The 24,673-nt window shown below is 53.8% G+C and carries 8 protein-coding genes and 2 pseudogenes; 8 read left to right on the top strand and 2 right to left on the bottom strand.

Going from position 1 to position 24,673, the window contains the following annotated elements:
- Positions 1 to 8 precede the first annotated feature (8 nt).
- The 7 genes from RC85_RS09300 to RC85_RS09270 are packed head-to-tail and all read left to right on the top strand — an operon-like array spanning position 9 to position 13,953.
- The gene (locus RC85_RS09300; protein WP_068261579.1) at positions 9 to 1,088 is read left to right on the top strand and encodes an AAA family ATPase; all 1,080 of its coding nucleotides are present in this window, start codon (positions 9 to 11) and stop codon (positions 1,086 to 1,088) included.
- Positions 1,088 to 2,047 (top strand): DUF58 domain-containing protein, encoded by a 960-nt coding sequence (locus RC85_RS09295; RefSeq protein WP_068261576.1) that lies wholly within the window; start codon positions 1,088 to 1,090, stop codon positions 2,045 to 2,047. Before RC85_RS09300 ends, RC85_RS09295 begins: the two co-directional genes overlap by 1 nt.
- A complete protein-coding gene (locus RC85_RS09290; RefSeq protein ID WP_068261573.1) occupies positions 2,044 to 4,440 on the top strand; it encodes a BatA domain-containing protein in 2,397 nt (798 codons plus the stop codon). Before RC85_RS09295 ends, RC85_RS09290 begins: the two co-directional genes overlap by 4 nt.
- Positions 4,437 to 7,289: a hypothetical protein gene (locus RC85_RS09285; RefSeq protein WP_068261570.1), complete on the top strand. Its 2,853-nt coding sequence runs from the start codon at positions 4,437 to 4,439 to the stop codon at positions 7,287 to 7,289. Before RC85_RS09290 ends, RC85_RS09285 begins: the two co-directional genes overlap by 4 nt.
- 10 nt (positions 7,290 to 7,299) lie before the next feature.
- Entirely contained in the window at positions 7,300 to 11,724 is a 4,425-nt protein-coding gene (locus tag RC85_RS09280; protein ID WP_235033146.1) for a hypothetical protein, read from the top strand.
- The gene (locus RC85_RS09275; protein ID WP_068261565.1) at positions 11,714 to 12,910 is read left to right on the top strand and encodes a prenyltransferase/squalene oxidase repeat-containing protein; all 1,197 of its coding nucleotides are present in this window, start codon (positions 11,714 to 11,716) and stop codon (positions 12,908 to 12,910) included. The genes RC85_RS09280 and RC85_RS09275 overlap by 11 nt, the downstream gene beginning before the upstream one ends.
- Before the next feature lie 53 nt (positions 12,911 to 12,963).
- Positions 12,964 to 13,953, top strand: coding sequence for a PD40 domain-containing protein (locus RC85_RS09270; RefSeq protein ID WP_068261608.1), 990 nt, complete (start codon positions 12,964 to 12,966; stop codon positions 13,951 to 13,953).
- A gap of 194 nt (positions 13,954 to 14,147) precedes the next feature.
- On the opposite strand, the pseudogene RC85_RS09265 reads toward RC85_RS09270, so the two are convergent.
- Positions 14,148 to 14,825: pseudogene (locus RC85_RS09265) on the bottom strand (NAD(+) synthase); the annotation flags it as partial.
- 959 nt (positions 14,826 to 15,784) lie between these two features.
- On the opposite strand from RC85_RS09265, the pseudogene RC85_RS26730 reads away from it, so the two are divergent.
- Positions 15,785 to 16,095, top strand: a pseudogene (locus tag RC85_RS26730) (integrase core domain-containing protein); the annotation flags it as partial.
- A gap of 228 nt (positions 16,096 to 16,323) precedes the next feature.
- Here RC85_RS26730 and RC85_RS09255 read toward each other — a convergent pair.
- Positions 16,324 to 23,943, bottom strand: a complete 7,620-nt coding sequence (locus RC85_RS09255) for a choice-of-anchor Q domain-containing protein (RefSeq protein WP_068261559.1) — start codon at positions 23,941 to 23,943, stop codon at positions 16,324 to 16,326.
- Positions 23,944 to 24,673 lie beyond the last annotated feature (730 nt).

Here is a 24,673-nt window from a genome sequence, read left to right as displayed (position 1 = left end):
AGCCATCCGTGAATCATCCGACCGACTCGTCACCCGCCCCGCCGCCGCATTCCGCCAATTCAACACAGTCAACACAGTCAACCGAAGCGACTCAGCAAGAAGTGCTGCAATGTCGCGAAGCCTATGACCAGCTTCGACAACAACTTGGCTTGGTGATCGTTGGGATGGAGCCGATGATCGAGCAGTTGATGATCGGCATGCTCTGTCGCGGGCACTGTATCCTGCAAGGGATGCCGGGGTTGGCGAAGACTTTGTTGATCAGTTCGCTGGCGAAGTTGATCGACATGAGTTTTGCTCGGATCCAGTTCACGCCCGATCTAATGCCCGCCGATATCACGGGCGGCGAGGTGCTGGAAGAAGATCGTACGACCGGTAAACGGGTCTTTCGATTCGTCCAAGGTCCGGTCTTTCATCATTTAGTGTTGGCTGATGAGATCAACCGAACGCCGCCGAAGAGTCAAAGTGCTTTGTTGGAAGCGATGGAAGAACGGCAGTTGACCGTTGCCGGGACGACCTATGAATTGCCCAACCCGTTCTTTGTGCTGGCGACTCAGAACCCGATCGAAGTGGAGGGAACGTATCCGTTGCCCGAAGCCCAGTTGGATCGTTTCTTGTTAAAGATTTTGGTTGAATATCCCGAGCGGGATCAAGAGATCGAAATTTGCCGACGTCAAACGAGTGCTGCTGCGGTTGAAATGAAGCCCGTCATGACGACGGATTCACTGCGATCGATGCAAGCACTCGCGCGTCGGATTCTGGTGGCCGATCATGTGATGGAAGCCGCCGTTGACCTCGCTCGCATGACGCGTCCCGGTGATTCCAAAATGCCAGCCGAGATCGCGCCCTATGTTCAATATGGTGGTGGTCCGCGAGCAAGCTTGGCGCTGATCAAAGCGGCCAAGGCGCGGGCGCTGCTAAACGGGCGACACCATGCGACGACTGAAGATGTTTGCGCGGTGGCTCGGCCCGTGTTTCGCCACCGAATGGTGTTGACCTTCAACGCAGAAACCGATGGCGTGGATATCGAAGCATTGCTTGATCGCTTGATTCAATCCGTTTCCGGTGCCAACGTCAATGGACGGGTTTGATGAACCTGTTTCAACGTTTCAAAGCCAACCCAGCAATCCCGAAAAAGGAATTGGCGTTATCCGCCGATCCTTCGGCGGCGCTTGGGCAATTGGAACTGCTCGCGCGAAACGCCGTTGATGGCTTGCTTTCAGGAAAACACCGTTCGACCCATCGCGGCGGAACGAGTGACTTCGCGGAACATCGCGAGTATTCGTTTGGGGATGACATTCGCCGAATTGATTGGCGACTGCATGCCAGAAACGATCGCTACCACGTCCGAACTTACGAAGACGAAACAAACTTAAAGGCATTGATTGTCGTCGATGCCAGTGGTTCGATGAGCTATGCGGGAAGTACCGCATCGAAGTTTGACGTCGCACGAAGCATTGCCGCATGTTTGTCTCGGCTGTTGATGCGTCAACGCGATTCGGTTGGGTTGGCGGTGGTGGATGATTCGCTGCAGACCGAGATCCCTGCGGGGCTGCGTCCTTCAACGCTTCATCGCATCAATCAAACGCTGGCGGATGCAAAAGTGACGGGACAAAGCGATGTGCCAGGTTGTTTGATGAAGCTGCGTCCGAGCGGTCGGCGACGCGGCATGATGTTCTTGATTTCGGATTGCTTCGGCGATCCTGATGCGTTGCGAAAAAGTTTGGCAAGTTGGACAGCGGCCGGGCACGATTGTGTCGTCGTTGAATTGTTGGCACCGGAGGAGATCGAATTCACGTTTCGCGGAACCGTGGTCTTTGAGGACTTGGAACTGACTGGATCCAGGCTTGAAATGGACGCGGGTCAAATCCGCAATGCGTATCTGGAACGATTTGGCAAGCATCGTCGTCAGGTGGCTGATGCGATCAAGCGAAGCCGCGCCGACCACTTGAAACTACGCACTGATCAGCCGCTCGCGGAAACACTGCGTCAATTTCTGATCTTTCGATCCGCGACCGCGCGTGCTCGTGCCGGAGGACGCCGCCGATGAGTTTTCTTGGAGCGATGTTCTTGTTGGCGCTGCCCGTGATTGGGATCCCGGTTGCCATTCACATGATGAAGAAACGGCAGCGGGATGTCGTGCCGTGGGGCGCGATGCAGTTTTTGCGTGACCCGACACGACGTGGGCAACGCATGTCGCAAATGGATCGCTGGTTACTGCTGGCGACCCGAATGCTGTTGTTGGCTTGCCTGATCGGCGCGCTCGCTCAACCGTTGTTGAAGTGGGGCCAGACTTCTGAAAACGACGGATTGCCGACTCAGCTTGTACTGATCGATGACACACGATCAACGCTGGCCGATGATTGTTTTGAATCGATTCGCAAAGCCGCCGACGAATTGATCGCTTCGTTTCCCGCATCAACGCCCGTCGAGGTCTGGGCGGCCGGAACGCCTGCACGTCGAATCGCATCGACTTCATCGGGTGCCGATTCGATGGATCAGATACAGAGTGCCGTTGCCAATTTTAGCCCCCGAGGCGGTGGCGGTGATTTTGCCGCCGCGGTACGTCAGGCAACCGCAACCGCGACGATCGATCAGGACACTTCCAATTTGGATATCTGGCTGTTTACTGACGACACCGATGCGGGTTGGGAAATGCCTTTGTCAGCGTCAGCAATGGCGGTGGGAAAAGGACAGCGATTGCATTTGATGCAGATCGAGAAAACGCAGCAAGTCAAACATCAGTTGGCGGTGGTCTCGGTCGAGTCTTCGCGTCGTGCGATTGCCAGCGGTGAATCGGTGTCGTTGTCAGCCACCGTCGCGAACGGTGGCTCGATCGCTTCGCCAGAGGTTTCTTGTGTCTGGAAAAAAGGCGGTGTTGTGATCGCGGAATCCGTCTTGCGATCGATCCAGCCCAATTCGCAGCAACTGGTGCAAACTGAATTGTCGATTGATCAAGCCGGAACGCATGCGATCACGTTTGAATTGAAACTTCAACAGTCAGGTGCAGCGGACATGTTGGCTGCTGATGACGTCGGCCACGTCGTGATGCAAGTCGTCAAAGAAGTCCCGATGCTAGTCATTCAGAACGCCGAGAATCAATTCGGATCAGCGCCGACTGATGCCGACTACTTGGCCGCCGCTTTGGGACGCAACCTGGGTGGATGGAAAACGGGTGTCGATGAATCGAAAGGCAAAGGGAAGACGAACGATCGTAGCAAAGCGTCATGGCACAGTTTGTTCAAACCCGAAGTCGTGGACATCGACGATCTTGACGACGTGCGTTGGCAGCGATATCCGGTGATCGTTTGGCTCGGGGGTGCGACATTGCCGCCTGCGTCGCTGCGAAGCATCGTCAACCAGGTCCGCCGCGGTGCGGGGTTGTGGATCACGTTGGACGCGCAAACGGACCGCGATTGGATCAACGAATCGCTTGGCCAACGCGGTCTAGGCATTGGGAACGCTGGTGATTTGTTAGCGGGAAATTCGCGATCTGGCGATTTGGTTGGTGGATTGGTGATCAATGCGTCGGCGAAGCAAATGCAGCGTTTACATCCTCCAGATCCCACCGATTCGATCCTTGCGGCACTTTCAGACACCCAGCGATTGGATCTGGATGCGGTTCGGATTCGGCGACGAGTTGAATTGCAGGCTCCATCGATGGAATCCGCGTCACGCGTGATGCTGCGTACCTTCGAAGGTGATCCGATTGCGATCCTGTCGTCGGTTGGTCGCGGTCGCACCGTGGTTCAGTCGCTGCCGATGAATCCTTCGTGGTCCAACTTTGCTTTATCCAAGTGTTTTGTTGTTTGGGTTTTGCAGGTGTTGGATCATCTTTCGCAGCCAGTTTCAGAAAATTTCAATCTTGCCGCGGGCCAGATGTTTCGTCACGACGTCGAATCCATCGATCACGAATTTGAGTTGACGTTGCCCGATGGGGCCAAGGAAGGGCTGATCGCGTTGCCATCGGGTGAAAACGATGGCAGCACCTTGGCAGGCGTGGTTCGATTTGACCAAACGCAGCGTGCTGGGTTGTACCGCCTGAAAGATTTGGATGATGACCAAATCGCTGAGGTGTTCTTTTCGGTGTCCGGTGCTTCGGAAGAATCCAAGATCATTCCGGCGTCACCCGATCGATGGCAGGCTTTGGCATCGCGAAAAGACGTCAGTTTCCATCGCAGCGCATCAGGGTTCGACTTTCCCGCGATGCTTTCCACAATTCCAAAAATCGACGTTACGGGCAACCAGGGATTGCGGCTTTGGCCAGCGCTGTTAGTCGGTCTGATTGCTGCGATCATCCTAGAAACCTTCTTGGCCGGTTACGCGGCACTTCGTCGCTACGGAAAATTGGGAACGGTCGAAGAAGATGAAAACGTGTCAGGTCTATCGAACGCACCCGCGTTCGGCAATTCGCCAAGCTTGGCGAAGGAGGCCGCGGTATGAATGCAATAGTCGTTTTGGCTCAGGCAAATACTCACACAATCGCCAAGCCAGAAATTGTCATTCGCGAATCACTTCAGGCATCGGGAACACTCAGTTTTGGTTTTAGCATTGCCTTGACCGTCATCCTGATCGTGTTTGCGATCGCTTGGCTCTTTCGACAACGTGAATTGCTGGGAACACCGTCCACGTTGTTGTTGGCTTTGTTGCGAACGGTGGTCATTGTGGTCGCAGTCTGGATGGTCGCTCAACCGACTTGGAATCGAACTGAAACCACTAGCCAAAAAGCTGAAGTCGTTGTCTTGGCGGACGCCAGTGGCAGCATGGACACGATTGATCCTGTCGGGACCGCTCTCAATGCCCAGTGGCAAAACGCGATCGCGGACCCGGACAGTCCGCTTGCGATCATCGAACGTGCTCAGCTTAATCTGAACATGGCCCAGCGAAGCGAAGCGATGAGTCCGGGGCTGTTGGATCGGGCGGCACAGCAGGTAGCCAAGATTCGTGATCGGGACCCTGGATTGGCGGATGCTTGTCTGGCGTCACTCAAAGAAGCCACAACGGCGTCCAAGGAACTGCAGGACAACGTCGAACGCGCCGAGCGACTCGCCTTGTTGGCCTTGCGATCAGATGCGATTGAATCTGCCAAAATTGACGTCGAAACGTTTCGAGCAAACTTGCAATCTCTGGTTTCGATTCCGCAAGGAACTTTACGGCAATCACGAAAACAACACGTCGCCGACCTTTTGTCGCGGTTTGAAACCCAGGTGAAGCAATCAACCAATGCATCGGTTTCGTTGCGTCGAGCCGTGTTTTCCGAAGACGTTGTTCCGCTGGAATCCGATTCGTGGGAAGCGGGGCTTGATGTCGCCGCTGGTTCTTCTGGAAGTGCAAATGGCAATCGCACGAACGTTTCATCTGCTTTGTCGTTTGTGCAGTCGTTAAATCCATCAGCAAACTTGGCTGCAGTGTTGATGTTGAGCGAAGGGCAGCACAACGCTGAGTCGCAACAAAGCCCCGTCGAAGTTGCCGCTGGGTTGATGGGGACGCCGGTGTTCACCGTCGCGATTGGTAGTCGTCGGCGGACACGCGACGTTGCGATTCATCGAGTGAACGCGCCGTCGATGGTTTACCAAGAAGATCGTCCGATCGTCGAAGCCGTCATTTCGGGATACGAATGTGACAACGATGAAGTGGTCGTCACGTTAAGCCAAGACGATCAAGTCATCGCGACAAAGTCGGTCCAATTTCCATCCAAGATTAGCGATGTTGCGGTTGAGTTTCGTTTGCCACGTTCGCGGCCCGGACGCAAACAGTACCGCTTGAACGTGGAAGCGGTCGAGGATGAATCGAGCCTGCAAAACAACAGCTCTGTCTTTTCAGTCGAAACGATCAAGAGCAAGCTTTTTCTCTTGATTGCCGACCGACAACCGCGTTGGGAATACCGTTATTTGGAACAACTCTTCAGGCGGGACAGTCGTGTTGAACTGGACAAGTTGTTGTTGATGCCGAAGGTCAAATCTACGCTGTCACTGGATACAGATTCAGATTCCGGTCAAGACGCCAATGTCGGCCAATGGTTACCCAGCACGGTGGACGGTTGGTCGAAATTCGATGTGGTCATTTTGGGTGATTTACCGCCCGACGTTTTGACGCCCAAGGTTTGCCAGGCAATGGACACATGGATTCGGTCGGGCGGTAACCTGATCACGATTGCGGGGCGACAATTTATGCCAGCGGCCTATCGGTCACAGCCCTGGTTCGATTTGTTGCCGATCACGTCCATGCAAATGCCGGTGTCAAACGAAATCCGTCCGACGCCGACGTTGGAGGGATCGATGCATCCGTCAATCCGATTGGACAATAGCGCCGAAGAGAATTTTGTCCTTTGGCGACGTTGGATGTCGGGACCCATGCCGGGTTTTGTTTCGCCTTTTCATGCCGCCAAACCGACTGCATCGGTTCTGGCGTCACTATCGGCTGAGCGAGAAAGCAGCTTTGATCAGCAGGGTTTCGATCAGCAGCAGGGTTTCGATCAGCAATCCGGCAGTGACCGATCATTCCGTCCGGCTTGGTTGAGTGTGCATCGGGTTGGCAGTGGACGAGTCGCCTATCTTTCGTCGCCGATTAGTTATCGACTTCGCGTCCGTGCTGGCGATCAGTACCACCATCGTTTTTGGGGTCAGTTGGTTCGCTGGATGACGACTTCAGATTTGGCTTCGGGCGACAGCATGGTCGAAATCAAATCAGACCGTTCGACCTATGACGCCGGTCAACGACCAGGCGTTCGCGTTCGTTTGGCTGATGCGTCGGGTCGGCCAATTCGCGGTGGCGATGTTCAGGTTCAGTTGTCGTCGAATTCTGGATTGGCAAACGACGGTTTCCAACCGCAGACGCTGCAACTGATCGAGAGCGAACAAGCACCGGGCGACTATCAAGTGACCCTGGATCGGTTGCCCGCTGGTGTCTACCAAGTCCGAGCCATCGGGCCGACGATCCAAACGCTACGCCAAACCAGTGCGGCCGCAGATTCGGAAACGACCAACGCTGAAACGACAAACACCGAAACGCCTGAATCGATCGCGACGTTTTCGGTGGAATCAGTCGGCGATTTGGAACACCTGATGACTGAAGCCGATCCGGTCTTGCTTCGACAGATTTCCGAAGCCAGTGGTGGGCTCAGCATTTCGCCGGCGGCCTTAGAAGAAGTCTTGCATGTCGTGTCCCTGGACCCGCATGTGACCGAAACCCAACAAGTGACTCCGTTATGGAATCGTTGGTCCAACCTCTGGATCATTCTTGGTTGTTTGACCACCGATTGGTGGATTCGACGCAGAAAAGGACTCGTTTAGCATGATCACGATGGCGAAACCTGAACCGATTTCCGATCGCGTTCGCGAAAAACTTGACCGACTGCATACCGCACGACGATCACGACGGACGATTGGCACCATCGTTTGGGCGGTTGCTTTGCTGGTCGCCTGTGCCGCGGTCGCAATGTCACTGGACGCAGTGTTTGGATGGTGGTCCAAGAGTGTCCGTGTTGCGATTTCGGCAGCCGTTTTTGGATCGGTCCTGGCGGCTATCGCCGTCGGTTTGCGAGGGGTTCTATCGCCGCGTCGTGAGTCTGAATTGGCGAGGGTTGCCGATGACAAAACGCCGGCAATGCAAGAACGGATGCAAACGATCTTGTCAGCATCACATTGGAGCGACCCGCCAACTGGGTTCCATCGAAACGTAACTCACCCGATCCAGCATGACCCAATCATGCGACAGCTTGTTGCGTCGGAGACGAATGACCTGATCGATAAGGTTTCACCTCAGGAAGCAGCCAGGGAAAGCAAGTTGACGGTTCCCTTGTTTGTCGGATGCGCCGGATTGCTGGGCTGTTTGGCGGTTGCGGTCTGGGTTGGTTCAGACATCAAGACGCTTGCGGCTCGATTGGTCGCGCCGATTTCCGATATCACTCGACATCAACTCGACGGAATTCCGGGTGATCAAGTGATTGCGAAAGGGGAAACTTGGGAACTGAAGTTAGCCGCGACGGGACCAACTTCGTCGATGGTTCACCTTGAACGAGAAACGGATGAGCAGGGCGAAGATCAAGAACAAGGTCAAGCGACGCTGTTTCATGAATCCGTGAAATTGACGCCCAACCGTGGGTCGGAGAACGAATTTCGTTATCGCCAGCGAAGGCTTGACGACTCGTTTCGCTATCGGCTTTCGGTGGGTGATCTGAGAACACCATGGCATCAAGTTATCGTCGCTGAACGCCCTCGAATTACCGGTGCGTCGATCCGCGTCACACCGCCTGCCTACACGGGGCTGAAGTCAAAGCTCTATCGCCGGATGCCCAATCGTGTCACGGTGGTCGAAGGATCAACGATCGAAGTCTCGGTTACCGGAGCGGGCGATATCGATCAGGGAATGTTGTTGATCGATGGCAAACCGTCGCGAACGATGTGGTCAGAAGACAAGAGCAACTTCAGCGTCTCGTTTGAGATCAGGGAGGAGATGACTGTTTCTCCGCAGCTTTTTGAACCCAATGGATTGCAGAATTTGCGTTCGCCCAAGTGCCGCATCCTGACGCGTCCTGACCTGCCGCCGACCGTACGGATCAAGACTCCGCGACCGGACCAGAAAGTTCGCCCGGATGACAAGGTGACTCTAACGTTTCAAGCCAAGGATGATGTCGGTTTGGCGAAGGCTCGCTTGGTGGTGGAATCTGAGGCGGAAGACGGTAGCGTCAAGAAGCTGGACTCGATCGATTTGCCTGTGCCAATGCAAAAGGGAGAACCCATCAAGGATTGGAAGGGGAAAACGAAACTGGATCTTTCCAAATATGAACTCAGCGAAGGGCAGTCATTGAGCTATCGAATCGAAGCCTATGACACCAAGCAAGCTTCGATTCTGGAGGAGTCGGAAACGGAAATTGCGTCTGAGGAGAATTCTGCAGTGCAACCGTCAAGGGAAAAAACGCCATTGGATTCGACAGAGGAATCGAAACCAAAACCGCAAGATGGCAAAGGAAACATTAGGGATTCTGACAAGTCTTCCGAAGTGAGTTCGTCAAAATCAGGCGAACCCAAACCAAACGATTCCGAAATGGCTAGCAACAAGAGCACTTCGAAATCGAAACCAGCCGATTCGCCGACCAATCCGGAAGATAAACCAACGGCCAAAACTGGTGCCAATGCGCCTGATGCAACCAATGCCAACACGGATCAGGTTTCGCAGAAGATAGCGAAATCAACTGACAAGCAATCCGCCAACAACATGACCGAAAGTGAAGACAAACCAAACGATCAACCGACGCCGAAACAAGATGGGGAATCAAAGTCGGAGCCTAGCGAAGCACAAAGAGATCGTTCGGCTTCGAATTCGGGTGAATCCCAACCGAGTATGTCCCAGCCAAATAAGTCACAGCCGAGTGAACCGCAGCCAGCCAAGTCCCAGCCAGCCAAGTCACAACCAGCCAAGTCACAACCAAGCAATCCTAACTCGGCAAACCAAAAATCCTCAGGCGCGAAACTCACCGCTCCACCAGAACCTTCCGATGAAAAGCAGCCGCCTAAAGAACCCGCGGCCAAGAAATCATCCGACGATGGTGATTCTATGAAACGGCGTGGGCTCGATATCCCCAGGCCAAGCAGCAGCCAGCGGATGCGGCTGCAAATCACCGAAACGATCGGATCTTATGAAGGCGAAGGGCGACGTAAAACTGAAGTTGCGGTGGCTGGAACGATCACTCGTATGGAACGGGAACTGACAAGTGCTCGCAAGCGGCTGTCGAGTGTGTTGGAGTCGCAGACGTTGAGTGAATCGCTGAATGAATTTTGGAACGCTGACTTGCAAATCATGGTCAACGAGGCGAGTCAGCATCAACGATCCGCGATTGATGCCGTCAAGGAATTGATGAAACGCACCAAGGACACGCCCTATGCCTTCATTGGCGTCCAACTCGCTGAGATCACGCACACCCATATCCTGCCGGCCGCACAAGACGCTGAATCAGTCGGTGATACAACCGGTGAAACGCGACTTGCTCTGCTGATGGCGTCGCGGCAACAAACGGTTCGAGCAATCGAACGGCTGAAGGAGTTGACGCGAACGTTCGAGAAAGCCAAACGTGATTTCAAGCTGGCCAAGGATATCCAGCAGATCAGCAAAATGTATCGCGTCTACCTAGAAGATTCGCTCGCCGAACTCTCCAAGGCCCAGCAGTCAGATCCGGACGGACTAAAACGCACCATGGCGGAATTGGACGTCGACGATGAGTACCTGAAACGGCTGAAGGAAGTGCTTGAAATGCAGAATCAACTTCGGGCCGAACTCGCTCGCATTCTGTCCAGCGATCCCAGGCTGATGAAACGTTATTTCCAAAACTTTGGTGATCGTGGCAAATCCATTCGATTGCAGTTGTTTGAAGTCGCCAAGCGGCAACGTGTTTTGCACGACAGGCTGGCCATGTACGCCGAAACCGGCGAACAAGACCAAGCTGCACTCGAATCGCTGTTGAAGCGACACGCTAGTATGATGACCACCGAATCGCTTGACCTGGTGCAGCGCGCGTTTGAAATTGAAGAAACGTTTGAGACTTGGCTACCGCTGCAGAGCAACGATTCCGCGATGGTTGCGGCAACGCGAAAGGCCTTCTTGGAATTCTCGGCTGTTGCCGCTGGCATCTCTGCTCGATACGAAAATGGTCTGGGCGGAAAAGTATTTCTGGGGACCGCGAATTGGGCGGAGACTCAAACCGATTTGCTGCAGGCTTCTCGTTTGATGGTCCAATTCATCGACTCGGCCGATCGCGTTGCGGCACAACTTGAACAGCTCGGGCGATCCGACCAGCGGTACGCTGGCAACGCTCTTCGAAGGGTAATCGAACTTGGGGAAATGCGAGACCAAGCCGCTAGGTGGAATCAGAAAGCCGGTTTCTTAGCGGCGGAAAAGTTCGCACCCGCGATCGGTGTCGAACAGTTTCTGGTCGCGATGGACACTCACACGCTGACCGAAAAACTTACTGGCTTGCAGGCGGAATTGGCGGGGCAGATTGGCGGGGGACAGAACATCCTGCCAAAATCCATCGCGGTGCAGTGTGATGCCTTGCTGGCCAAATTGGACCGCGATATCGAACCAATTCAGTTGGCGGCGATTCGTTCGCTGCAAAAATCGTTGACCGACAAAGCACTCGTGCGAACACAGGTCGCTAGCGATGGATTAGACGAAGCGTGCGAGTTGCTGGACACGCTACTGAAAAATGTGATCAAGCAACTCGACGAACTGCCGCCTGATCCCCTGGCAAACCTGCTAGACGATCCAACGTTGGATCAGATTCTAGCGATTTTGGAACAAGAACGTGACTTGGCCGAACTGCTGGGGATCCCCGCACGTCCGACCAATCTGCAAATCATCAACGACTGGGCCAGTGGATCGCGAGGCGGCAACGGTGGTTCCGGCGGGAATGGCGGTTCCGGGCGTGCTCGGTTGATGGCGATGATTCAGGCGGCGATGCAAAAACAGGGAAGCGAGACGGACAAGAATCTCAAAAGGATTCGCGAAAAACTGCTCAACGCAAAGTCCGCAGCGAGACTCGTTGACGGTGATTCAGAATTAGGACGCGGCAACGCATTCGGCTGGAACATCGTTCGCAGCCAATTGGGTTCGGGACTTTTGCAGGGTTCCGATGGTTTACCGCCAGAAGCGTACCGACGCAGCATCAACCGATACTTTGAATTGATCAGCGGAACTGTTAGCGATACCAACGAGGCGTCCGATGAAGAGTGAATGGAAGCGTTTTGAATTCGTGTTAGTTCTGCTGGCTTGCGGCGTCTCCATTCTCGGGACTCGTCTATGCGATGCGGAAGAACCAGGTTTAGGACTGCATGCGACCGAAGGGATGCAGGACGTTCCGGACTTTTCGGTGATTCCTGAAACGCAATGGCAGACGATTGAACGTTCGGTTGACCGTTCGATTGACTACTTAATCAGCCAGCAGAATTACGACGGCAGCTTTGGCCTTTTGGAAGTCCAGCGTCCCGCAGTTACCGCTTTGACCTGCATGGCATTGATTTCCCGTGGGCACATTGCTGATGCGAGCCCATCGGCGACAAAAGAATCAAGAGTGGTTTTGCGAGGCATCGACTATGTGCTTTCGCGGCAGCGCTCGGATGGTTTGTTGGGGCATTCTGTGGCGGCCACGAACCATGGTCAGTATCTAAAATACATGATTTACAACCATGCGATTTGCGGCATGTTTTTGACGGAAGTTTATGGCATGACGGATCCAAAACGGGCGGCGCGGATCGAGAAAGCTGTCAACGCCGCTTTGAAACTAACGCGAAAAACGCAACTGCGTCCGATCCCAATGGAGTTTGAAATCAGGGACCGCGGTGGATGGCGATACTTGGACGATTTCCACCACATGGAACTCTACAGCGACCTGTCCGTTTCAAGCTGGTTTGTGATGTTTTTGCGGTCGGCTGAGAATGCTGGCTTTGATGTTCCGGTTGAATGGGCCAAGGAATCGCTTGACTACGTGCTTCGCTGCTACGACAAAAAGTTGGGCGTGTTTTGTTATGGGCCGGGTCGAACCGGGCACACGACAAGAGGACTCTGTGGTGCTGGGGTGGTTTGTCTTTTCCTGACCGGTCACAAAGAACCTGAGATGGAAAAACGGTGCGGGAAATGGATTTTGGATCATCCCTACGATCGCTACAATCACATGATCAACCCGAATGAACACTTTCATTATGGCGTCTATTACCAAAGCCAAGCGGCGATGCAGATGGGTGGTCGGGTTTGGGAGCAGTTCTATCCGCGAATGGCAAAGACAATGATTGCGAACCAAGCCGCCGATGGCGGTTGGCAACCAGAAGGTAAACGACCCGAAATCGGACGAGTCTATCCGACCGCGTTGACTGTCCTTGCACTCACAACCCCATATCAATTGCTGCCAATTTACCAGCGTTGATTACCTCTTTCGAAAGCTTCTCGATGCGAATTTTACTGATCCAATCAATTGCTATGGCGATATTGTCCGTCGGCATTTCATTTCCCTGCCGAGCGGAGGATGATTCCACGGATGTCGATGCATCGAAACCTGGCAGACTTTTGCTGCACGTTTGTGAGATCGACGGAACACCGATTCGGCCGCTCGTTTCTGATACAGATTTACGTCACAAATTTGATCGCCAAGGCACTCCTAATGTTTCGCCTGATGGCAAGCGTGTCGCCTTCGACGCATGGACCAATGACGGTGGTTTTTCGTGGCAGGAATCACGCATCGTTGTCGTTGATATTGATGGTGAAAATGCGTTAGATATTTCTGACGGAGTGATGCCTTCATTTTCGCCAGACGGAACACAGCTTGTCGTCAGTCGCCCGCCAAAATATGCAAAAGCGGACAACGCGAAAGGGATGTCGATCTGGATCATGGATTCGGATGGGCAGAACAAAAAGATGTTGGCAGACCGAGGGGCTTGGGGAGGTCGCTGGTCAGCCGATGGGAAGTCAATCGTTTTTCATGGTGGACGAGATGATGACGGGAGTTCAGTCCCCAAGTCCTGCTTGCGTTTGTACGACATTGAAACCAACCGAGTTACAAACGTTTTCTCGCCAGCCGAATCTCCGTTCGCTAGCCTTAGTTTTCATTTTGCTTGGGCAAAGGGACTCGATCGAACCGTTGCATTTGGTGGGAAATTGAAGGACGGCAACGGATCGGCGTCTGCGATCATTAACGTTGACCAAGGAATCTCGTCTTTGAAAATACTCGATCCGCCCGCTGATGGAACGAGAGTGATTGATGGTCTTTCATTCGATTGGTATCCAGATGGCGAATCAATCATCGTGACCGGAAACAAGCATGGGCGACCGTTCCCGGTATCGCTGTCGATCAAAGAGGGGCAGACAAACAGGTCGTTCGATGGTTTTCCCGACGATGTGACGGTTCGTGATCCGGTTTACACCCCAGACGGGAAGAACATCATTGCATCGTTTGGTGCGAACCAGCGATAGAACGTTGTAAGTTATTCACCACGGATGGCTTTCGCGGGACCACGGATGTTGCGCAGTCGGTTGGCGGATGGCGAACAGAAAATAATCTAAAACACCACCAAAAATCCCTTCGCCCCCAAACATCCGTGGTCCCGCGAAAGCCATCCGTGGTTAATTCTTTCGCGCACAGCATCGTTCCTTCAAGCACCGAATAACTACAGGAAATCGCCGGCGTTGGCGTCGCTGGGCATTCGCCAATCGCCGCGTGGGGAAAGGCTGACTGAACCGACTTTAGGACCGTCGGGGACGCAGTTGCGTTTGTATTGGCTGAAGAAGAAACGCTTCACAAATACGTCCAAGGTTTCGGCGATGTGCTTGGGGGAATAGTCTTCGTCGAACTTTGCGTGTGATGCTAAGTACAGAATTTTGTCTCGACTGAAACCGTTTCGTACGAAGTGGAAGAGGAAGAAATCGTGTAGCTCGTAAGCGCCGATTGATTCTTCGGTACTCTGTCGAATCGTGCCGTCTTCGCGCGGTGGCAATAGTTCGGGCGAAATGGTTGTATTTGCGATGTCGTGCAAAACGGATCGCAATTCGCCGTCGAAGTAATGATCGGCGGCGTATCGGACCAGGAAACGGACCAGCGTTTTTGGGATCGACGTGTTGACGTTGTACATTGACATGTGATCGGCATTGTAGGTGGACCAACCAAGCGCCTGTTCGCTCATGTCGCCAGTCCCCAAAACAAAGCCGCGATTCATTAACAACATCGTTCGCACGCGAGCTTGGACGTTCTCGAACGTTAAATCTTTCGCATCGTCGGGAAGCTTTTGTAATTGGGCCTGTAACGATTCCACATCGGTGGAATCGCTGACGGGGATTCCCAGAACCGAAAAAGGTGACGGGTACCAAAAAGTGAGAATAGGTAATGCGAGAATCTCCCAAGCAGCCAAAACGGTATCTGACACCTTTTCAGCGGCATGTGCAGCAACGAACTAAACAGTTACTCTCGTTGCGATATGCCACGGAAAGGCCACGGCCCAAACGCGCCGACGAAGCCAATGGGCTGTACCATGCTATGAATCGCGGGAATGCTTGTAGGGAAATTTTTCTAAGGAAGCCGACTACGAGGCGTTCGAGCGTATTCTTGCAGAAGAATTGGAACGTTACCCCTGCCGGATTCTCAGTTACCAGTTGATACCCACACACTGGCATTTTTTGCTTCAGCCTACCGAAGATGGCGTAATAAGCAACTTCTTGCGTTGAGCTAGGCTGACGCACACACAGCGTTTTCACGCCGATTATGGGTCATCAGGACAGTGGCACGTCTTCCAGGTGCGTTTTAAGAGTTTTCCAATCCAAGGCGATGAACTCTTCTTTGTTGCCTCAAGGTATGTGGAACGCAATGCATTGCAGGCGGAGTCTTTGGACCGAGCCGAAAATTGGCAAAGGGGTCGATGCATCGCTGGGTACGCAAAACTGAGCCTTCTCTTGAATGGCTATCTCCTTGGCCATTACCTCGGTTTCCAGATTGGGTTAGCCGAGTCAACGAATCGCTCAGCGAAAAGGAACCGGATTCCATTCGATGGAGCGTCAAGCGTGGGAGCCCTTTTGGCAAAGAGAACTGGATTGAGTCAATCGCCCGCCGACTCAGCCTTGAATCAACCTTACGCCCACGCGGTCGGCCAAGAGTCCGGGAATTGCCAGAGAAATCCATCATTGATTCCTGACAACTTCGTTTAGTCTGACACCTTTGTTTTGTCCGATCGTCCGGCAAAACACAAGCAAACCGCAATTACAGTTATTATCATTTCAAGCAGCAATCCTTGTTAGTTCCCTGTCCCCGTTTGTCCTTCACAGCGATCGAGGTTCCCAGTTAGCAAGCGAACACTTCCGAGGCAGATTGCTGATGCTTGACTTGGTTCAGACTATGAGTCGCCGGGGGAACTGTTACGACAACGCGCCGATGGAATCATTTTCAATAGTTTTAAGACCGAAGAAGTTCACCAAATCTACGACACACACGAGCACGCAACACGCGGTGTCTCGCAGTACATCGAAGAGTTCTACAATTCAATTCGTTTCCATTCATCGCTGGACTACCAGAGCCTAAGCGAGTTTGAACACGCAATCAAAGAAACTTCACTTACCGGTGAGGCCTGATCGTCAGGACTCACCATCTACCTTCCCGTTAAGATCGTCTCACTGTCAACTTTTCGTGGGCAATTCTACTTGACCTACCGCTCCGGCGACCTGGCGGAGAAACACTGTGCTTTGCGAAGCACGCCTGATGCCACATGACGTCCCAAAGCACGATAAGCACGCAACCACTTGTTGACGTTGCGGCGTTTCGTTACGGGGATACATAAGAGGGCGGTGACTCAAAATCGACTACAGCGGCAACAAGGATAGACCCACCAATTCGTCTTCGATCGAATCGTCATCCAGCGATGCGATCACGTCGTCAACGTGGTTGGCCACCATCGAGGAGTCGCTGCGTTCGATAGAGACGAACGAGTTAGCAACGGAGGAACCCATAGGAAGAAGCTCTCTTTCAAGTTCAGGGATCAACGCACTGAATGCTACATCGGTTTCCTCCGCTGAGGAGTCTGTTTCGATCGCCGAAGTCAACGCGGTGCTGGGAGCGTCGACCGGGGTTGATGGACTATTCAGGCTTGTTCGACGCTGTAGATGGTTAATGACGATCACGGCATCGAGGGCCGAAACTCTTCCATCATGATTGACGTCCAAGAAATTAGAGCTTATCGACGACTGCTCACCCTCTAAGTTACTCCCACGCCGCAAATGGTTAATGATGAGCAAGGCATCGAGTGCATTCGTTAGACCGTTCGCGTTGGTATCGGTCGGTGTAAAAAGGTTTGTTGACGCACGGTTTGATAGGGCACGAAATCCTTCGGATGATCGAACCGAGTAAATGCGTTCGGTTGATTGTGGCTGAAAAAGGATTGCGTAAAGTTGGCCCGCAGTCACCCCCGCCACCGTTGCACCGTCTTCCAAAGTGCTAATCGGGTTGGTATCGCCATCTACTATATAAATGGACTCGCGGACCGATGCAGTTGCAACAGGCGTGACCGACACGATGGTGTCCGAGACTGCTCGGAAGATGATCGCGGTTGGCACACTGTCACCGGGTATCAAGTGCGGACGAGCAACTAAGCCCGGAAGGTAGATTCGCGTTTGGCGATTTAGGAAATCATCATCTTGGATCTCCCCTTGTGCTTGGGCATTGGAAATCACCGCGTCTACATCGGAAGAGCTAAGCGTGATCGTGAAAGATTCATCCGATTCGATCAAATTGTCACCAGAAACCGATATCGAGATCGTTTGAGTGGTTTCGTTTGCGGCAAAATCAATCTTCCCACTTGGCAGCGATCCACCAAAATCGTCCGCATCAGCAGGCGAGACTCCAGTGCCTCTCACAGTGAAATCCACCGAGGTTGCCATGGTGGTGGCGCCACTACGGGTGACAGTGAAAGCAAAAATCTTTGATCCCGTATCACCTTCAGTTTCACTGACGAGGTCGGTCCCGATGCTGAATGATGGAACTGGCTGGAAAATGTCATCATTTAGAATTGTTCCAGTAGCGGTGCCGGTCACGATTTCTGATGCACCAGACACATCTGAAAGCGTCACCAAAAACGATTCGTCAGGTTCAACTTCGGTGTCGCCTGCAACATTAATCGATATCGTTTGAGTGGTTTGGTCCGCAGCAAACGTGACCATACCAGTCGGAAAGGTCCCGCCAGCGAAGTCGTCGGCTATGGCAGGATCTGTTCCATCCCCCGAAACGGAATAGCTGACCGTCGTCGAGCCCAACGTGTTGCCGCTTCGTGTGACCGTGAAGGCAAGCGTTGTGCTACCACTGTCTCCCTCGGCCTGGGCGACATCCATCGTCAGCTGTATTTCGGTTCTGGGCATCAAGTCTGATTCAAATGCACCGATGTCTGTCGCTCCACCCTGCGGTCGGGCGGTACCTCGTTGGTCTATTGTTAAATTGCCAGCGTCTCCAGCCCCCAGGGCAGGGCTGCCAGCAAGCAATGCGATCGTCCGGGTCGGCCCACCGTTTTCGGCTAGCCCCGCTAAACCGGCATCGACACTGACCAAATTGTTGCCATCGTCGGTCAGAGCACCAAACACATCGGAATCGGTCGTCGCTGTGTTTCGGGTGATGATTGAATTGGTTGCCAAGACAGTTCCTCCCGAAGCTCCAATTCCACCCCCGGTTTCAGCAGCGTTGTCGGCAATGGTCACACTAGCGAGTGCCACACTCCCACCTTCGCTGGCAATCCCGCCGCCAATTCCCGTCGCGGTATTTCCCGCGAGCGTGGAGTTGATGACCGAAACGTTGCCGTCATTGAAGATGCCGCCTCCGTCAAGGTTGGCAAAGCTCCCGGAAATCTCGGAATTGACGATGCTCAAGTTTCCATTGTTGAAAATACCGCCACCACTGCCCGAAATCCCGTTGGCCACGTTGCCCAAGACGGTTGAGTCCGTCACCGTGGTCAAACCACCAGCGCTGAAAATGCCACCGCCGCCCTGGTTGGCAGCATCGCCGCCAGCGGCATTGGTGTCGATCGTCGACCCATCGCTCACAACCAATGCTGACGAGATGCTCTTCCAAATCCCGCCGCCGTTTCGCATCGCCAAGTTGCGGGAAATATCGGTTCTTAAGATCACAGCGTCCGTGTCCACGTCGACATAGATTCCGCCGCCGTCAACCGCCGCGTCGTTGCGATCCATTAGATCGGGACCGCCAATCACCGAATCGTTCATGGTCAGTAAATCGCCGGTTGCAAAGATGCCGCCACCATGGGTACCCGCTCGATTGCCGCGAACTATCGAAGCCGCCGTGCCGCTGGCGTTGAGAGCCAGGCTTATGCCGTCGTGATAGATTCCACCACCTGAACCACCGCCGGCAGTGGCGTCGTTGCCTTCGATCGTCGAACCGTTCACGGTCAATGTTCCGACAGTGCTGTAGATCCCTCCACCGCCCTGATCCAAGCTGGCATTGTCGCCCGAAAGCGCGGTGTTATTTTGGATCAACGAATCGTTCAGCGACATGGCTGTCGCTCCGCTCCAGATGCCGCCGCCCTCTTCTGCCGCGGTGTTGCTGGCTACCGTGACATTGCTAAGTAACGCTGCCAACGCAGGGACGGGCGCGGTCGGTGTGGATGAAACGATATGGATACCGCCACCGTTGCGACCGGCGGAGTTGTTTTGAATGGTTAGGCCGTCAATGTCTAAGGGCGTGTCGATAGCGTGGATGGCACCTCCGTCGAGTGCGGCTCGATGGTCGTTGATCATGCCTCCATCGATTAGCAGTGAGCCGTCGACGCTATGAATCCCACCGCCGCTCCCACCGCTTCCGTCGTTTGCGATGGCTAGATTGGCCGTCAAGGTCGCTCCAGTCAATTGAACATCACCGCCGGAATTGAAGATCCCTCCGCCGCCCTGATCCAAACCCGCGTTCACGGAGGATTCCGCGACATTGTTGGAAATCGTGCTTCCGCTGACCAAGAGTGAACCATTGCTGATCCAAATCCCGCCACCTTCCTCGCCCGCGGTATTGGCATCGACTTCACCGCCGATCACGACGCTGGTTGCATCAAATGCAGCTAATCCGCCACCATTGCGATCCGCCGAATTGCGCATCATTTCAACACTGCTTGACGTGACGCTCGCACCGTTGTTGAAGATCCCCCCGCCATCGATCCCCGCTGCATTCTCGACGATGTCGCCGCCTGTAACATTCAGTTCACCATCGTCCGTAAAAATGCCCCCGCCGCTGCCAGTAGTTGCCTCGTTCGTTGAAATCGACGAGTTCAAGATATTGGTAAACTGACGCGTGAGAACCGCACCGCCGTCAGTTACCGCAACATTGCTTGAAAGCGTTGCCCCGTCGATATCGAGTCGCAGTCCGTCGCTCCATATGCCGCCACCGAAAAGGGCGTTGTTGGCATTGATCGTGGATCCATTGACGGTCACTGCGGCAAATCCGCCTTCACTATGAATGCCACCGCCCAGTGTTGCCGTGTTGCCTTCGATGGTCGCGTTCGCCTGAATGAATACCGAACCGTTGTCATTGGCGATTCCACCGCCGTTTACGGCGGCCGCGTTGGCGTCGCCAGCAAGCGTCGATCCGATGCGACCGCCGTTGACGTTCAAGCTGCCATTTACATTCAAAATTGCACCACCGCTTCCGGCATTGTCGATGACTTGATTGCCCAATAAATCGGTTTCGGTAATGTTTGCCGCGGCATCGGCGATAAGTAATCCGCCACCGCCCTGAAACGGATCGGCGGGGTCGCTCGATTGTGCGTCATTGCCACGCAGTTCACTGCCGATGATGTTGAGCGTCTGACCGTCGAACGACGCGATCCCGCCGCCGGCTTGGAGCGCAGTATTGTTTCGGATGGTTGACTGTGAAATATCGGTGCTAGTAAATCCAATCAAATACAGACCACCACCGTAGACCTCGGCTTGGTTGCCTTCAACGATGGCATTTTCAGACAGAGTCAGGGTTGAATCAAAACTGTAAATCCCGCCGCCGTGGATGCCCGCAGTATTTCCGTCGATATCGTCGGGCCCGCCGATCACGGTGCCGATGATATCGACCGATGCGTTGACCGCTCCTATTCCGCCCCCGAGAGAATCGGCTTGGTTCCCCGCCACGATCGAGTCTCGAACGGTTCCCGTTGCGCTGGAAATCAGTACTCCACCACCGTCCTGGAAGGCACGGTTATCTCGGATCGTCACGCCGTCAATCAGTGCAGTTCCACCCTCGACAAACACGCCTCCGCCAGAGCTTGCGGTATTATCAGAAACCGATCCCGCGATGACATCCAACTGAGCAGTCGGTCCGACTGAACTAACACCACCGCCTAGGTTGGAGATATTGTCGGTCACGGCAACATCCTCCAGCGTTGCCGATCCACTGTTTTCATTAGCCAGCCCGCCGCCTGCCGTAGCGGCCTGATTCAATGTGATCGTTCCGCCTTGAACAATGATCGTTCCGCTGTCATTGAGCAGTCCACCGCCGGCACCGTCGTTAGTAATGGCACGGTTGTCCGTAATGATTGAATCACGAACTTCGAGCGTTCCACCTAGGTTATAAGCCGCACCGCCGCCGGTTGGGCCAAACAATCCGGCCAAGCCCGCTGCCAAAGCTTGGTTTTCTCTTAGCACGGAATTAGAAACCGTCATGGTCGATTGTTCATTCGCGATCGCGCCGCCGCTCTGTGTTGCGATATTCCGTTCAAATGTGCCCTCGGAAATTGTGATGGTCGACTCATTGGTCGCAGCGATCGCACCTCCATCTTGCTCTGCCGTATTGTCTGTGAATGTCGAATCACTGACCGTCAACGTGCTATCTTCGACACGTATTGCTCCACCGATGTTAGCTGATTCATTTGACAAGAAAGTGGAATTGCTGATGTCGGCCACTCCGCCAAAGACCCGAATTGCACCTTGCGGGTTGTCCTGAAACAAAACATCAGGTCCGGTGACAGTCAGAACGCCATCGGTGCTTTCAATCGCCCGGTTCGTGTTGTTGGTGAATGTCGCACCTGAGCGAATGTCGATGGTACCGTTTTGTTGGGCTTGAATCCCACCACCGCTAAACGTCGCTTGGTTGGAGTTAAACAATGTTCCCGTGACCGTGGTTCGGCCACCGAACTGTTTGATGCCGCCGCCGCGAAACGCGGCACTGTTGTTTTCAACTATTCCGGCGTTGAGGGTTAAAGTGCTGTCATTGAACAACACGAAACCGCCACCGTCACCTGAGTTGGGCGTCGTGGCGCGGACCCCCAATCCATTCGCGGAATTACTGACAACGTTCGTGTTGGTCACAATCAGTGTCGAAGCGATTGATGCGAATCCGCCACCGTCACCGTTAGCGTGGTTGTTGTCAATCTCGCTATCAACAACAAACACATTCGCGAAGCGAGACGTAATGCCGCCGCCGATTCCCTGAATGCCGTGCGCTTCGTTTTGTCGAAGTATCGCGCTAGCCAAGTTTAACGTGCCAGCTTCTTGGTAAATTGCTCCACCGCCATCATCTGTTCCATCTCCCGCTGAGAAATTTGATTCAAATAAGACAGAATCCACTGTCACAGTTGATTCGCGAGACCAAATTCCGCCACCCTGACGCGAGGCTTCGTTGCCCCGGAAACTCCCGCCGACGATAGTTAGATCGTTATTAATGGAGCCGTAAACACCACCGCCAAATCCAGAGTCCGTGAGTGTGGACAAAGTCCCGGCACGGTTATTTTCGATCGATGCTTCGGTCAGAAGTCCCGAAGTACCGTTGCTCAGTGTGATTCCGCCGCCGGAACCGGCCGCAAAGTTGTTTGAGATCGTTGAGTCGAGGACATCCAGCTGCCCTCCCAGAACATGGATTCCGCCACCGGTTGCAGTGCCGTTGATGGCGTCATTTCCACTCACCAAAGTGTTGTCGGCGATCGTGAGATTGGCGTCGATGCTAAGAATGCCGCCACCGCCTTCAGTGTCTAGTACTCCGGTCGAGCCGTTGCCTGTAATGGTGGACCTCTGGACCAACACGTCCGACGGTCCGTTGATCAGCAAACCAGCGCCTCGGACGTCTTGGTTATTCAACAACGACGTGTCCGAAATCGTTGCCGTTTGAATCTGATCGATCTCCAACCCGCGTCTGACCAATCCTCGAACGAATCCGTCGATCACCAAATCATCGATCGTGGCCAAATTGTTGCCGTCGCCTCCACGCAAAATCATCGACGCGGCATACATCGTGTCCATCGCTGCGACGTTGATGATGTCATTTCCTGATCCCGAATCTACTAGTAGTGACGAGGTCGGATTCACAAACGTGACCGACTCACCCAACGTCGAATCAATTTGCGAGACGTTGTCGCCGGCCACCAAGTCGTCTGAAAGCGTGATCGTTTCGCTACCGCCCAAAAACACGAATTCGCGATCGACGGCGTTCAGATTGTCAAAAACCGGCTCCAGTCCGGTGTAAAAAATTGGGGTCGAGACTCCGCCAAACACAACATTGATCGAACCGCTTGATGGATCGATAAATTCATGGCGTACCAAGTCGGCATCACCGCCGATCAACGCCAGCGCATCGCCCGCTCCGGTGGTGGGGTCGTTGCCGAAGTAGTCGATGGCAACGGGTAGGCCAGCCGAGAAGTCCAGCGTCACCGTGTTCGCTTCTGCTGAACCGTTGACCACAATCCTATTGAGGCCCAGCACCGGGCTGGATGTAAGCAGGTTGCCCGTTTCGGTTTCGCGAACGGTAAATTCGTCGCCTTCGCGGACGACCGTAAAATCAGTTGGTGTGCTGGGGTCGAATGATTCAGGCAAAAAGACGGACAAGCGATCGGTGACGGTGAGTGTTGCAGTCGTCGTATCCGAAAGTCCGCCAAGATCCGTCACGGTCAGCGCGATCGTGTTGTCGCCCACGTCCACCAAGCCGTCCAGAAATGATGGCGCTACTGGAGTAAACGGGGAAACATCACTGATGTCGACGATTCCGTCGTTGTTCAAATCCCATTGATATACCAGCGACTCCGATTCGGGATCGGAACTGAGACTGCCGTCTAGAAGCAAGCCCGAGCCCCGATCAACTAAATAGCCATTAGTCACTGCGGTCGGATTATCATTGATGTTTAACACTCTAACGCAGATCGTAAAATCCTCGGAACCCATTGAGTCCGTTCGGCGAACGGTGAGCTCGTAAATGTTGTCGCCGTCGCTGTCTGTCGGCGATTCAAAGTTGGGATCGCTAACGAATTGCAATTCCTGGTTGCTGTCGATAGTCAGCTGGTCATCGTCTGCGCCGCCAACAATGGTGTAGACGTCCGCGGAGCTGCCCAGCAAAGTTGCAAGTCCTAGATCAAGCGACTCGTTTTCGGATGTAAAGAGGTTGAAATCGCCAGCCAATAGCTGTCGCGACTCGAGCGGTTCCAGCAGCGACTGACGGCGCGAACCGGTAGTGCGGCGGACCATCTTTGAACGTCGCGTTTGAGACCGTTTTTTAAAAAAGCGTCGAGAGAATTTGGAAAGCTCTGGAATGTTTTTCTTCGAACGGGACATGGCGGCCAATCTTTGAAGCAGGGCTAAGAAATTATGTGTATCCGAGTGGCGATCGCATCTAATCGCATGGACGAGGAGTCGGCGACCCGCGGTTCGGATTCCTTGAATGCGCAAGCATTAAACACCGGGGGGGGGAATTGTTCAAGCGATTTTCCTTGCTTTGGCATCCCGCTCGTTAAAAAACTTCCCTGATTTCGCTGTACTGCTACCCAAATGGGGATGGTACTGTGGGGTGGCTGAAGTAACCGCACAGAGCTTTGAGACAGATTTGCCTTAGCCCAGTGGCTCTTCACTGCTTGACTGACGATATTCGTATTGCTCTTCGCGGCAACTACCCGAGTACTTGTGGTTTCTAAACACTCAAAGCCTCGCCAACTTCGCGAAACCGGCATGCAAGCTACGATCTCAAATCCACCGCCGGGGTTCTGTCCCAACTCACCCAATTCAACATTTTGGACCTTAGCCGAAAGCAGAAAACCGTCGTTTCCGCTGTAGCTCGATCCAAAAAAGCCAAGTGGTGGGACCGGCAATCGCTGCGGCACCACGCGTCTGTGGTATGGACGAAGACCGTGTTCAATTCCCGGACGGACCTCTGAAGAATCGGGCACCAAAAAAGGTGTCAGGTACCAAAAAGTGAAAATAG

The sequence above is a fragment of the Rubripirellula obstinata genome, from assembly GCF_001642955.1.
GTDB classification, from domain to species: domain Bacteria; phylum Planctomycetota; class Planctomycetia; order Pirellulales; family Pirellulaceae; genus Rubripirellula; species Rubripirellula obstinata.
The sequence above is the reverse complement of the archived record's forward strand: the minus strand, read 5'-3'. Positions and strand labels throughout refer to the sequence as shown.